Raw genomic sequence first — 12066 nt, forward strand, 5'->3', positions numbered from 1 at the left:
TATTACCATTTTGGTAATACTATCACACAAAAAGAAACCGCCGTAGAGGCGGTTAATTCGTTTGCGGATTGCACTTCGTGACATGTCACAACGCTAATTTAATCTCATGCCACCCGCCGGTAACCCAGCACTGCGAATCCCCCTGACACGGGCAGCTGTCGACCGGCAGCGCGTCGCCGCATTTACCGCACTGGCGGGCGCCGAGCTCGGCGATTTGCTCCTGCAATCGGGCGTCATCCTGGCGTATCAGCATCGCGATGTACTCGTTGAGCTCGTACGCCTCTTTGCCGGGGCGGCGGGCGGCGCAGTTACGCGCCACCATATCCAGTTCCTGCTGGTCGAGCACCAGCTCAAGTTTGCGGCCACCAGCGGCAGCCTGGCGGGCGCGCTGCGCTGCTTTGCGCTCTGCTGCGGATTTAGGCATCTTTAACCACCTTTGGCCTGTGAGCCTGGATTACCAGTCCGCTTTCCGTTTTAGCGGTCAGCGTCTCGCCTGGCTCAAGCTTATCGAGCCTGAAAGCTTCATAGAATGAGTCCATTGCCAGCGCTTTTTCATCCTTCCGTTTCCACCACCTCCAGCGCCGGCGAAGCATCGTACAGCCAATGGTGCGAAACACTTTCGTGATCACGTATAACCACGAAAGCATGATTGTTGCGAGAAGAAACCAGTCAGCGATGCTGAAATTTTTAAACGCTTCCATCACTCCCCCTTAACCTTGAGACCGGCGGCCTTTAGCGCTCGCCTCACCCATATAATTGCAAGGTTAAATCCCTGTTCAGGCCATATCTCCGCAGCAAGGCGGGAGTCTTTATCAACCGCTAAATCTGGTAACTCAATCCTCACCGCCGCGCGGGATGCCTGCCATGACGCCCACTGATTAGCTGACAAAAGCACCCTTTCAACCGGCTTCATAGAAATGCTGTCGTATCTATCGTGAAACCAAGCTTCAAACTGCTCTCTGCTCTTATCCATCACCCCTCCTTTCCCGGCGCTGCCGGTAGCGGCATCCAGTGGGTGACGCCATACACAATGCCCCTTAAGTCTTCAAATCTTGGAGCTCTACCTCTTTCCGTTTTCGCTCCATCCCATTGCGTATACGAAGCACAGCGGACGTATTTGCCCTCGATGGTCACAATGACTCGATTCCCAATTTCAGGCATCCTTTCGCTGCATGGTATCCAGCCGCTAATGACCGGCGCTGAGCTATCGCGCTTGCGCCCCTGACTATCCGAAGGCGCGAGCGGAGCGTTGCGTAGCGCGCCAGCAAGGGTCTCTAACGATAGCGGTTGCCTGCCCGGCGCCGCGGCGAGCATGGCTTCGTAAATTTTTTTCGCTCCATCACCATTAAAAGTGAAGCAGGCGCGGCCCAATACGGCATCGCACATCTCCTGCGTTGGCTCAATCGGCACAAGCTTCCAGCCTTCAGGTATTTCGCACTCATTCAGAGCATCCCGCTCTGCAATTATTTTCTCCGCATCGATTCCGCCAAGTTCACGAAGAGCATTAATACCTTCGCGCAGCGATGATGGTTTTGCCGGCGCTGCGAGCATGGCGGCGCGGCATTCTTCCGGGACATTGCGGTCGTAGTCCGTAGTTACCCAACCGTGATGCCACATAAAAGCGCAATATGCCGCTACGTCTCGTGGGTCGCCTTTTTCGATGTGCTCCCACAGTGATTGCAGGCATTCGTTATACCAGTCCGGGCTCATCCATCCGTTAGAGTAACCGTACTTCTGTTCGGCCTTATGAAGTTTTTCGGCCAGGGCGGATGCAAATCTTGTCACCAGGTCGGCGGTGTCAGGATGAATCCCTTCCGGCACCGCGACGGGCTGCGCTTGTTTAACAGCAAGCGCGATGCGTGCAAGCGCTCGAACTTCCGGGTTGCAGCGCGCATCTACATTGACAATCTCTTCCAGCCGCTCGACGCTAAATTCCACCGGCACCGCGACGGGCTGCGCGGGCGGGAGAGAGTAGAGGGCAACAACTTCATCACCCCACTGCTCACTTGCATAGTTCTCATCTGTTGTGAACCTCGACATGAACGATGTTGAGCTTGTGCTCCGCATCCACGCCACCGGCTCCGCCCGCTCCCTCAGCGCCAGCAGTGCAAGACCGGCCAGCGCTTTGACTTCACTCGGTTTTACGTCGTGACATTCGAGAATATTCGAGGCCAGTGCCTCTACTCGTTTTTCGCTTATTTCGCTCATAAGACCACCGCCTTTTCGATATCGTTCTGATGGACGTAAAGTTCGCAACCGACGCGCCGGCAGCGTATCCCAGCACTGCGCAGCTTTTCACTAACCAACTCTGCGTCACACGACGTGAAATGCTCGTAGAGTTGCCCGTTGAACGTGCGCCACGTATCGCACGACGATTTGACGCCATGCTGGTTGCGTCTCAAAGACTTTACAAATTCGCTCATGCTTCACCCCCTGCCTCATCAACCTCAACGCCACTTTTGAGCGTTATTCCGTGCCAGTCGTCGGCAAAACTGGTAAAGCCTGGCGCGTCTACGCTGGGCATAAATACGCTCTGCGTGTGATAACCAACGTCGTTATCAATACGTGCGACATGCTCGCCGTTATAGCCGCTGATAGTGTCGAGAACGCTGTAAAATTTGCCGCCAGAGGCGCGGAAATCTCTGACAGCACGCTCAAACCGCTTCCAGGCGCGCGCCTGTTCCGGGGTTAAATCAATTAATTCCTGAAGTGTTGCCACTCACTCACCCCCTGTCTCAACATTGATGCCTGCTGATTTCAGCAGGTCGATAACCTGTTTCTCGCTATACGCGGGATAGCTGTGGTCTGCGTAAGTGCACGCTGGCCGGGGCAGAGTGACGGCGCGCGCCTCAAGCTCGGCTACGCGCTTCTCTGCGGCTTCCAGCGCTGCTATCAGCTCCAAAATATTCGAGGGGCTAGAAAGGCTAATGAGGCATATCTTTGATTTGTGAACCGTGCAAATCTGACGGCCAGCCTCAAACCATTCATCGCCATACGCGTCAACAACGCGTTCAGCCGCCGCTTTCAGTTTTGCTGTGTTCATTGCGGTCTCCATCCTTCGCACGAATAGTCTCGGCAGCCGTCGAAATCATACGGATTGAACTGCCAACTGATTTTTCCGCAATGCGGGCAATTCCAGCGAACTTTTCCGCTGCGTGATTTCTTTCTACGATTTTGCTTTTTTAGCCAGTCAGGCATCACCAGACCAGCAGCCTGGACCATAGTGCGCCTATTGAAATGATCGATATTGAATGTACGGCGCTTTACCGCGTCAGCCATCGTAAACGGCAGCCAGACAATCCCCGGCTCATTGGTGTTTGCAGTTTCAAAGACGGCGGCCTTACTGAAATCATCAGTAGGCAGGCCAGCAGCCTGAAGCCAGTAAACATCATTTCCATTCCATGAGCCTTTCTTGTACGCAACGTAAGCCTCACATCCGGCCTTGATAACGTTTTCTGTAGGAATGTACTGGCAATCGACATGCCACACTGCCAAAGCATCAACGCTGTCAGCGCAGACGGGCTGGTCTATTTCTCGGCCAAGCTCCCAGCTATTCTGAGCCTCTGCCAGCGTGTATACGTGGGCGCGATCAATGTTGGAGCTGTAACCATTTCCGTTATGGCAATGGAAAGACGCGTTGTTACCGACGGTTTCTCGCAGGCAGAGCATGTAAAATCTGTTACTCATGCGGCACCGCCTTGACGCAGCTCTGCTGCGAACTCATGAGCGCCAGACTGGCTTTCCTCCTGGCAATATTTGCTGTCGGCAAACGCTTCAACCCCTTGAGCCCGCACTTCGCGCAGGAATGCGTCGGTGGCAGGAGCTTCATTCAGGGCACGACAGACATCATCATTCCCTGATACGTTTTCCTCTCCGCATGCTTCGCAGACGGTAAATCCAGCAGCGTGCTGGCTGATGGCACCTTTTAGCCCCGCGTTCTCCTCCGCCAACTGCTCGCACTGCTTCGTCTTTTCTCGCAGCGCCGCGGTGGTCACTTCGAGCTTATCCGACAGGCGGACAATCATCTTCGCGATATCCAGCAGCGGCTCGTTGTCGAGGCACTTCGCCAGCTCATGGCCTGCTCTCACTAACTCATTGTTTTCACTGTGCATAATTCACCCGTATTGATTTTTTAATCATCTGACAAATCAGGACTTAAGCATTAAGCCGTATCGTGCGATCAGCAGCGCGTCGGCTATGGCCTGCCCTTTGGCTTTTGCATCCAGCGCGCGGAGTGCCGGATAGAGCTGAATCGCCCGGCTCCGCGCCGCGTCTTTGTCGCTGCCGATGAGTCCGGCGGCCTTTTTCCATGCCTGCGGCGTCACAAGCGTGTAGGGGATGTGCGCCCCCTGCAGGATGCCTTCGGCGATACCTGCTGCATGCCCGAACGTGAACATGCTGGCCGTCCCTTGCCCTGGCATGGCGCCGACCTGCTCCAGATACGCATGACTGATCGCGTGCTGCTGAAGCCAGGCCGCCAGCTGCGCGCCGTTAACCCTCGCCTTACTGCCGACCTTCAACGTCGGCATGTTCAGGTGCGCCACGTATTCGCCGGTTTCGTCTACTGCCACCAGCGCCCCGCTACAGCCGGGGTCAATCCCGATAATCACGCCCATGTTGGTTTCCTTGAGCCTTTACCTTAAAGGTAATATTGATACTTTTACGAATAGATTTCAAGCGATACAGATAAATAAAATTACCATTTTGGTAAACATGTCACGTAACAAAAAATCATCCCCTGAATCCGGGAGGGATCTCGTCTTCCGGCTCTGGTATCGCGTTTACGTCTCGACCGGTCCTGCCGTTAACTCGGTTCCGGCTCTGCTGCACACTGCGCGCCAGCTTCTGCTGCCACTGGGTGTGGTGGAATGCCTTACCCTCTGCCTGCCAGTAGTCGATGAACGATGCCAGCTCCTGTGGGGTTACCTCTTTCGTCAGCGGGATGCCCCATATCGCGGCCTGCTTCCTGAAATCGGGATCGGGCTTCCAGTCCGGCGATATCGCGAATTTACCCATCGGCCCGGATCCGCCCGGTGGCACGTAGCCATCCATCACAAAGTTTCCGGAGCCGGGGTCAGGCTCTGGCGATGTGTTTTTGCCTTGAAAGTTATCCACAGCTGAAAATTCTTCGCGCGCTATATGGGGGTTTTCCTTTCCCTGTTCCTTTCCATTCCTTTCCATTCCAGGCGGTAGCTGTACCGTACAATTACCGTACTCATACGGTATCGTGCATAAGTCTTTGATTACACTCTTCTTTGCTTTGTTTATGACCTGATGCTTCAGAAAGTTATTCACAAGCCCGTAGATCTTGCCGTCGGCACCAGAAAAAAGGCTGATATACCCCACGCTGGAAAGCTCCTGTAGCAGTACCGGAATGCTACCGGACTGCTCCCGTATCGGGAAAACAGCAGCCTTAACCAGCTTCGGATTTGCGTTGAAATAGCCTTCATCGTCGGCGTAATTGAGAAGCCCGATAGCCAGCAGACAGGCTGCCTCTGACACCTCTGACAGATCTTCATCAGTCCAGAACTCTGGCTTAATTGTGCGGATGCGCGCCATTTGCTACCCCCATGTAAGCACGAATAAATTCAGCAGCGGCTTGCGCGTTTATGGCGTTACCGTAGCCCTTGAGACGACCTCTTCTATTGCGGCTAGCCATTCTTGCCAGTCCTGCCACGATGGGCTGTTTTCGCACCAGGCGGGAGGAAGTCCCATTAACCAGCGGGAATGTGCCGGGTTCAACTGGACGCCATTTTCCATCGCGACAAAAGAGCCAGTCCGCATCTCGCCAAAAACCGTTAACCTCAAGGGCCCGGTAATCCCCGCGAAGTCCTGCAGACGCTGCTGGGTCTTGCTCCCATCCTGTCGATACATATTCATTGCCGATTCCACTGATGGCGATCGAGTGTTGCTCGTTGTGGGCGTTGGCCATCCCGTCATGAATGCTTGCCTCGGCAGTTGGTCCAGTCTGTCCTTGCCATCCCGCTGCGCCGTCATCCCCAAAGTGTCTTTCCAGTCGCGTGACGTTGGAGTCACCCATCCCGCCAGCGTCACCGCAGTCTGGATGTTCAGGCCGCCTTGCCTGCCGGTCGCTCCAGCTCCGGCCACTGACGCCGCTGTCGGAGTTGGCCACCCAGTAGGCCCGCTCTCTGATGTGCGGCGCACCGACGCCCGCTGCCGCAAACGGCACAAGCCCGAAGGCGTAGCCCATTCCTTCCAGGTCAGCTTGTACAAGGTCGAACCATGTGTTTGCGTTACCGCTTGCAACCTGCTCGCCAAAGACGTGCTGAGGTCTGCACTCACTGATGAGGTGGAAGAAGGCCGGCCAAAGGTGCCGCTCGTCAGCAAACCCATCTCCTTTGCCTGCCGCGCTGAAAGGCTGGCACGGGCAGGAACCGGTCCAGACTGGTTTATCGTCAGGCCATCCGGCGAGGCGGAGTGAATGAGACCAGACGCCGATACCGGCGAAGAAATGGCACTGCGTGAATCCTCGCAGGTCGTCAGGTGTGACATCTTCAATGCTCCTTTCGTCAACTTCGCCCGGCGCGATATGGCCCGCGGCTATCAGGTTGCGCAGCCACTGAGCTGCATACGGATCAATTTCGTTGTAATACGCGGCGGGAATCATGCTGCCTCCCGTGCCTTTCGGGCGGCTTTAAGCTTCTGTGAGCGCGCCTGAGCTGCGCGTTTAGCCCGCTCGTTGTTGCACTGCACGCACTCGCCGCTGATGGTGTAGCGCTCGCTGTAATGGCCGTGGATGCATTTCCGGCCGGTGTAGAAGCGAGTAAGACCTTTATCCAGAGCTTCCGCCTGGGTGATACGCTCCATTTCGTCGCCCTCTTTGTTATTTATCTTTGGTAATTTTGCCTGAGCACACAAAAAGATCAACCATAAACGGATAAATATTACCTTTGTGGTATGTGGCGTATAAAAAAGGCCGCCATAAGGCAGCCTCTTTGCGTCTGTGGTGGATTTGTCAACTGTAGAAGAACTGCACCAGGTCGTTTTTACTGGTCAGCCAACCGCGCTGCTTGCACGCCTTAAAAAGCTTTTCCATCCGTGCCTTAGTCGGCGTCTTACGGCGCCCGCAGTAATGCGCAGCAATGTACCCGGCTGTCGTCCCGGCATCCAGAGCGAACGCCTCACGGCCCGCCTGGTCCAGGCTCAGCCAGTGTTTCTTGAAATCAAATTTCTGCTCGATTGCCATAAATTTTTTTCTCACAGTATCTATTTACCTCAAGATTATTACCTTTTGGGTGTAAAAATCAAACATTATTACCTTTTTGGTGCATTTACCTTTTTGGTAATATCTCTTTTAATTTAATAAGTTAACAATCCAAAAAAGAGATAATTTAATAGAAATGAAAAGTATTCATGAGATACGACGAGAAAATTTAAAGGAAATTCTGCGGCGTTATTTCGACGGCAAGCAGATTCGCCTGGCCGAACGGCTGGAGATTCAGCAGAACCTGGTATCTCGCTGGGAGAGCGGCGCGAAGAATATCGGCGATAAAGTAGCCCGGCGCATTGAAGAAGCCGCGCGCGTGGAATCGCACTGGCTGGACGTCGATCACCAGCTGGCTAATATGCTGGAAAACCAGGAAAGCGATACTGGCCCGACGAACACCAGCGAGCTGGCCGCGAGCATACTCAAAAAGTGGATGGACGCCGACGGGCTTTCTCAGCAGAAGGTGGCGGCTGCCTCCGGCGTCAGCCAGGCGACAATTAACCGCCTGCTGCGAAACGAGAGCAGCATCTCTGTTAATAACCTGGCATCCATAGCAGAGTCGTTTGGGCGCCAGGCGTATGAGATGATCCTGCCACCGGACGCGCCGGGACTTATCAGTTACGACCACAAACTGTACGCGGCGCTCCCGCAGCAGGAAAAAGACAAGATCCGCACGTTCATTGATTTCGTGATGTCTCAGAACCAGAACGATAAGCAGGCGTAAAACGCCGCGTTAGCACAACTACACACAGCCCAAATCCTCAAGAGCCGTTCAGGCCCAAAGAAAAATAGTTACCGTTTTGGTAATTTTTTCTCTCACTATCTATTGACTCTCTTTTAAAACCGGTTCAGTATTACCTTAAAGGTAAACATTGAGGCGGTAAAAACTCTCTGATTACCCATCGCCGGACGCGTTCCGGGTTACCTATAACCAAAAGTATTACCAAATTGGTAAACATTTGAGGTGCGGAAATGCAGTGGAGAATCATAAACGGTTGGCACTGCGTGACGATTTCCGGGCTGATGAGCTGGAAATTCAGAACGCTGCGCGAGGCGGTCGAGTGGGCATTCATAACCAGGGAGGCCCGCAGTGTTGAAAGAGAAATGCGCGCCTGAGGAAACGGTCGACGTGAACGGCAGGCCGTACCGGGTTTACCGCCAGGCAAATGGTTATGAATGGCGTTTCGTCTCTGTCGATAAGCCGCGTGAAGGCTTCACGATGAACTTTGAGCAGATGGTGAAAGCAGGGTTTGAACGATTAACGGGGTACTCACAATGAACCTTCAACAGATTGCAAAGATGGAAAAAATCATCGAGCAAATGTCCGCCGATTACTGCATCTGCAAGCAGGTGGAAGCGCGTCAGGAAGAACTGGACGTGGCGCTGAGCAACAGCTCGCTGAATAAGGTGATCCGCGAAGCCTGGCAGGTGGCCGGCATGCGCAACGAAATCATCACTCATGTGCTTGAAGACGTTGAAGCCACGGAAATTATCGGCGCGCTGCTGCGCGAGCTTTCCGGCGTCGCGGCGCGCTGGGATATGGCTGATCAAATCGACGGCGCGAGGGATGCAGCGTGAAACCGGGCATCTACCGCGACATCTCAAACGAGGCTTACCACGCCGGTGACGGCGTGAGTAAGTCGCAGCTCGACCTGGTGGCAATTAACCCGGCGCTGCTGACATGGCAGAAGAATGCGCCGGTCGATACCGAAAAGCTCCAGGCGCTCGATATGGGAACCGCCCTGCACTGCCTGCTGCTGGAGCCGGAAGAATTCGACAAGCGCTTCATTGTGGCGCCGCAGTTCAACCGTCGTAGCAATGCCGGAAAGGAAGAAGAGGCGGCATTCCTGAACAAGGTTGCCGGAATGGGCATGACGATAATGAGTGCCGAAGAAGGCCGGAAATTGCAGCTGATGCGCGACAGCGCGTTTGCTCACCCGGCGGCGCGCTGGCTGCTGGAGCAGGAAGGCGATTGCGAGGCATCGCACTACTGGATCGACAGCGAGACCGGCGAGCTGTGCCGCATCCGCCCTGATAAGCGCCTGGAGCAGTTCCCTGTCATGGCTGACGTGAAAAAGGTCAATGACATGTCACGGTTTGCTCGGCACATCGATGAATTCCGCTATCACGTTCAGGACGCGATGTACTGCGAAGGCGCAAAGCAAACCACCGGCGAGCCGCACAGTTTCTTTTTCATCGCCGTAAGCGAGTCGATCGACTGCGGCCGCTATCCGGTTCGCGTGTTTGAGCTGGACGCTTACGACAAAGACGAAGGTTTTCGCCTGTACCGGCGCGACCTGAACACTTATCACCAGTACCGCACCAGCGACGAAGTTGGCGGCATTGAAACCATTAAACGCCCTGAATGGGCCCGCAAACAGGACATGTACGCATGAGCAACGATCTCACTTTAACCGAGCAAGCTGGCGCTACCGTTGGCACCGCTGCGGCCATCTTCAATCCGGAAGGCCTGATGCGCCTGCAGCAGTTCGCGCAGGTCATGTCAGAAGGCGCTGTATCCATCCCCCAGCACCTGCGCGGCAAGCCTGCTGACTGCCTGGCAGTGACAATGCAGGCGGCGCAGTGGGGCATGAACCCGTTTGCTGTGGCGCAGAAAACACACGTAGTTAACGGCGCCCTGGGCTATGAGGCTCAGCTTGTCAACGCTGTTGTCTCTTCATCCAGCCTGCTTGCTACACGTTTGAATTACCGCTGGGATGGTGACTGGTCGAAAGTGAGCGGCAAGACGGATAAGTCACCCAACCTGACCGTAACCGTGTGGGCAACGCTCAAAGGCGAAAGCGAGCCTCGCGAGCTGACTATCAGCATGGCGCAGGCTGGCGTACGCAACTCGCCTAACTGGGAAGTAGATCCGCGCCAGCAGCTGGCATACCTCTGCACGAAGCGCTGGGCTCGTCTCCATGCGCCCGATGTGTTGCTGGGCGTCTACACCCCTGATGAGCTGGAAGAGCGCCCGCGAGTTGAGCGAGATATCACGCCGCCAGCGGCAGACGCCAAGAGCGTGAATAGCCTGATCCTCAAGAACACATCGCAAAACGACGCTCCTGCTGCGCAGCACCGCCCGCGCAATGAGCGCACACCTGACGAGCTGCTGGCTGGATTCACCGAATACGCCAGCAATGCCAGTGACTTGGCAGAGCTCGATTCCGCCTACGCGGCTGTAGCAAAGCGCCTGGCGAGCCATCAGGAGCAGCTCGATAAAGCCACCGACGTTTATTCCGTGCGCCGCGAAGAAATGACCGCAGCGCAGTAATTGAAATCAAAAGCGGCGCCCGGCGCGCCGCCACCTGCTAAGAGAGAAAAAATGAAACGAGCATACGGAAAGAAAGAGCTGTTAGAGGTTGTCCCGCTGTCGATCAGCACTATCGATGCGCTGGAGAAAAAAGGCGAGTTCCCGAAACGCTGGTACATCACGGACAAACGCTGCGCATGGGATGCTGACGAGATCAGCGAATGGCTCGAAGAGCGTAAGGCCAAAAGCCCGTCGGTGTTCGGGGGAAAAAAGCCTCCGGTTGAGCAGCGAGTTTTCCGCCCGGTGAGCAGCGCTGCATGACGGCCATCACCCGGCACTGGCAAAAATGGTCAGGTCTGTACTGGTACCTGGCCGGTATCGCTGCATGGATGTACCTCATCGCGGCAATTTTCACTCAGGATGGATGGCTCAAATGAAATCTAAAACCCGGCTTGAGCGTTACCACGAAAATTATGTTACCCGCCGCCTGGGCCCGCAGGTGGCAACCTCTCCAGCCGCGCAGGCCATTGAGCAGAGAGCGCTGGAGCTGGAGGCGAAAGGCCTGTTCCGTGTTGCAGCGGGACTCTGGCTGAAATGCCTGGATGCTGCCGTAGGCGACGTTGAGCGCCAGCGTATCGCAATGCGCCGCGAACGCTGCATCACTCGGGGCTGCGCACGCCGGGAGCATTACTGCGGCGTTAATGCGGGACAGATAAACGATATGTGGGGGCTCCTGTGACCTTTGCTCATGATGATATCCGGGTGGGCACTGCCCACCTGATGTACTCCCCGGTGCGCCGTGGCTGGATTACTCCCGACGGCAGCGTAATCACTAACCCGCTTAAGGCGCAGCGTGTTGCCGAAGCGATCCACAACCAGACCAAAAAGGCGGCAGCATGACCGGTAAATACACCCTCATCTACGCTGATCCGCCCTGGGCGTACCGCGACAAAGCCGCCGACGGCGACCGCGGCGCCGGGTTCAAATATCCGGTAATGGGCGTGCAGGATATTTGCCGCCTCCCGGTCTGGGAGTTGGCCGCCGAAGACTGCCTGCTGGCTATGTGGTGGGTGCCGACGCAGCCGGTCGAAGCATTGAAGGTTGTCGAGGCATGGGGCTTCAGACTGATGACCATGAAGGGCTTCACCTGGAATAAATGCGGCAGCCGGCAGGCCGACAAGCTCGTCATGGGGATGGGTCATATGACGCGCGCCAACAGCGAAGACTGCCTGTTTGCGGTGCGCGGCAAATTACCCGAGCGCATGAATGCCGGGATCATTCAGTCATTCACGGCGCCGCGCCTAGCGCACTCGCAGAAGCCGGACTGCGTGCGAGAAAAACTGGTGCACCTGCTGGGCGACGTGCCGCGTATTGAGCTCTTCGCCCGCCAGTCTTCCCACGGTTTTGACGTGTGGGGGAATCAGTGCGAAGGCCCAGCGGTTCAGTTGCTGCCGGGGTGCGCAATCCCCGTCGTTAAATCGGTGGCGGCATGACACGCGCTGATTGTGACCGCTATGAACGAGAAAGCGTAATTCGCGCGCTGGGTGACTCCCGGCGCGGCCCTGGCGAGGACGCAGCGCAGCGT

The 12066-nt window shown here is 55.7% G+C and carries 22 protein-coding genes and 1 pseudogene; 9 read left to right on the forward strand and 14 right to left on the reverse strand.

Annotated elements, in window-relative coordinates; all coding sequences use genetic code 11:
- Positions 1–85: 85 nt before the first annotated feature.
- The 14 genes and pseudogenes from AACV31_RS11035 to AACV31_RS11100 all read right to left on the reverse strand — a co-directional run bounded on the left by AACV31_RS11035 (position 86) and on the right by AACV31_RS11100 (position 7207).
- Complete coding sequence (locus AACV31_RS11035) at positions 86–424, reverse strand: hypothetical protein (RefSeq protein WP_165154130.1); 339 nt, start codon at positions 422–424, stop codon at positions 86–88.
- Positions 417–701, reverse strand: coding sequence for a DUF4752 family protein (locus AACV31_RS11040; protein WP_165154132.1), 285 nt, complete (start codon positions 699–701; stop codon positions 417–419). The genes AACV31_RS11035 and AACV31_RS11040 overlap by 8 nt, the downstream gene beginning before the upstream one ends.
- Positions 701–973 (reverse strand): hypothetical protein, encoded by a 273-nt coding sequence (locus AACV31_RS11045; RefSeq protein WP_165154134.1) that lies wholly within the window; start codon positions 971–973, stop codon positions 701–703. Before AACV31_RS11045 ends, AACV31_RS11040 begins: the two co-directional genes overlap by 1 nt.
- On the reverse strand, positions 973–2208 hold the full coding sequence (locus AACV31_RS11050; protein WP_165154136.1) for a DUF551 domain-containing protein: 1236 nt from the start codon (positions 2206–2208) through the stop codon (positions 973–975). The genes AACV31_RS11045 and AACV31_RS11050 overlap by 1 nt, the downstream gene beginning before the upstream one ends.
- Positions 2205–2423: a hypothetical protein gene (locus tag AACV31_RS11055; RefSeq protein ID WP_165154138.1), complete on the reverse strand. Its 219-nt coding sequence runs from the start codon at positions 2421–2423 to the stop codon at positions 2205–2207. The genes AACV31_RS11050 and AACV31_RS11055 overlap by 4 nt, the downstream gene beginning before the upstream one ends.
- Positions 2420–2719, reverse strand: a complete 300-nt coding sequence (locus tag AACV31_RS11060) for a hypothetical protein (protein ID WP_165154140.1) — start codon at positions 2717–2719, stop codon at positions 2420–2422. Before AACV31_RS11060 ends, AACV31_RS11055 begins: the two co-directional genes overlap by 4 nt.
- Complete coding sequence (locus AACV31_RS11065; protein ID WP_165154142.1) at positions 2720–3043, reverse strand: hypothetical protein; 324 nt, start codon at positions 3041–3043, stop codon at positions 2720–2722.
- The gene (locus tag AACV31_RS11070) at positions 3040–3687 is read right to left on the reverse strand and encodes a hypothetical protein (RefSeq protein ID WP_165154144.1); all 648 of its coding nucleotides are present in this window, start codon (positions 3685–3687) and stop codon (positions 3040–3042) included. The genes AACV31_RS11065 and AACV31_RS11070 overlap by 4 nt, the downstream gene beginning before the upstream one ends.
- Positions 3684–4112, reverse strand: a complete 429-nt coding sequence (locus AACV31_RS11075; protein WP_165154146.1) for a hypothetical protein — start codon at positions 4110–4112, stop codon at positions 3684–3686. The genes AACV31_RS11070 and AACV31_RS11075 overlap by 4 nt, the downstream gene beginning before the upstream one ends.
- Positions 4113–4148: 36 nt before the next feature.
- On the reverse strand, positions 4149–4616 hold the full coding sequence (locus AACV31_RS11080; RefSeq protein WP_165154148.1) for a crossover junction endodeoxyribonuclease RuvC: 468 nt from the start codon (positions 4614–4616) through the stop codon (positions 4149–4151).
- 115 nt (positions 4617–4731) lie between these two features.
- Positions 4732–5019, reverse strand: a pseudogene (locus AACV31_RS23185) (DnaT-like ssDNA-binding domain-containing protein); the annotation flags it as partial.
- A gap of 517 nt (positions 5020–5536) precedes the next feature.
- A complete protein-coding gene (locus AACV31_RS11090; RefSeq protein WP_165154152.1) occupies positions 5537–6628 on the reverse strand; it encodes a DNA cytosine methyltransferase in 1092 nt (363 codons plus the stop codon).
- Positions 6625–6828 carry a hypothetical protein gene (locus AACV31_RS11095; protein WP_007901938.1) on the reverse strand — a complete coding sequence of 68 codons (204 nt, stop codon included), beginning with the start codon at positions 6826–6828 and terminating at the stop codon, positions 6625–6627. Before AACV31_RS11095 ends, AACV31_RS11090 begins: the two co-directional genes overlap by 4 nt.
- Before the next feature lie 148 nt (positions 6829–6976).
- Entirely contained in the window at positions 6977–7207 is a 231-nt protein-coding gene (locus AACV31_RS11100; protein ID WP_007761568.1) for a hypothetical protein, read from the reverse strand.
- Between the two features lie 154 nt (positions 7208–7361).
- Here AACV31_RS11100 and AACV31_RS11105 point away from each other — a divergent pair, with 154 nt between their 5' ends.
- The 9 genes from AACV31_RS11105 to AACV31_RS11145 all read left to right on the forward strand — a co-directional run bounded on the left by AACV31_RS11105 (position 7362) and on the right by AACV31_RS11145 (position 11974).
- Entirely contained in the window at positions 7362–7952 is a 591-nt protein-coding gene (locus AACV31_RS11105) for a helix-turn-helix transcriptional regulator (protein ID WP_165154154.1), read from the forward strand.
- Between the two features lie 366 nt (positions 7953–8318).
- Positions 8319–8507 (forward strand): hypothetical protein, encoded by a 189-nt coding sequence (locus AACV31_RS11110; RefSeq protein WP_023898669.1) that lies wholly within the window; start codon positions 8319–8321, stop codon positions 8505–8507.
- On the forward strand, positions 8504–8806 hold the full coding sequence (locus AACV31_RS11115) for a hypothetical protein (protein WP_165154156.1): 303 nt from the start codon (positions 8504–8506) through the stop codon (positions 8804–8806). Before AACV31_RS11110 ends, AACV31_RS11115 begins: the two co-directional genes overlap by 4 nt.
- Positions 8803–9624, forward strand: a complete 822-nt coding sequence (locus AACV31_RS11120) for a PD-(D/E)XK nuclease-like domain-containing protein (protein WP_165154158.1) — start codon at positions 8803–8805, stop codon at positions 9622–9624. The genes AACV31_RS11115 and AACV31_RS11120 overlap by 4 nt, the downstream gene beginning before the upstream one ends.
- Positions 9621–10502 carry a RecT family recombinase gene (locus AACV31_RS11125; protein WP_165154160.1) on the forward strand — a complete coding sequence of 294 codons (882 nt, stop codon included), beginning with the start codon at positions 9621–9623 and terminating at the stop codon, positions 10500–10502. Before AACV31_RS11120 ends, AACV31_RS11125 begins: the two co-directional genes overlap by 4 nt.
- Before the next feature lie 51 nt (positions 10503–10553).
- On the forward strand, positions 10554–10802 hold the full coding sequence (locus AACV31_RS11130; RefSeq protein WP_007761581.1) for a helix-turn-helix transcriptional regulator: 249 nt from the start codon (positions 10554–10556) through the stop codon (positions 10800–10802).
- 112 nt (positions 10803–10914) lie between these two features.
- Positions 10915–11220 carry a PerC family transcriptional regulator gene (locus AACV31_RS11135; RefSeq protein WP_165154162.1) on the forward strand — a complete coding sequence of 102 codons (306 nt, stop codon included), beginning with the start codon at positions 10915–10917 and terminating at the stop codon, positions 11218–11220.
- Entirely contained in the window at positions 11217–11381 is a 165-nt protein-coding gene (locus AACV31_RS11140; RefSeq protein WP_165154164.1) for a DUF1317 family protein, read from the forward strand. Before AACV31_RS11135 ends, AACV31_RS11140 begins: the two co-directional genes overlap by 4 nt.
- Entirely contained in the window at positions 11378–11974 is a 597-nt protein-coding gene (locus AACV31_RS11145; protein ID WP_165154165.1) for an MT-A70 family methyltransferase, read from the forward strand. Before AACV31_RS11140 ends, AACV31_RS11145 begins: the two co-directional genes overlap by 4 nt.
- The last annotated feature ends 92 nt before the right edge of the window (positions 11975–12066 follow it).

The organism is Cronobacter sp. EKM101R (assembly GCF_963888145.1).
Lineage (GTDB): Bacteria > Pseudomonadota > Gammaproteobacteria > Enterobacterales > Enterobacteriaceae > Cronobacter > Cronobacter turicensis.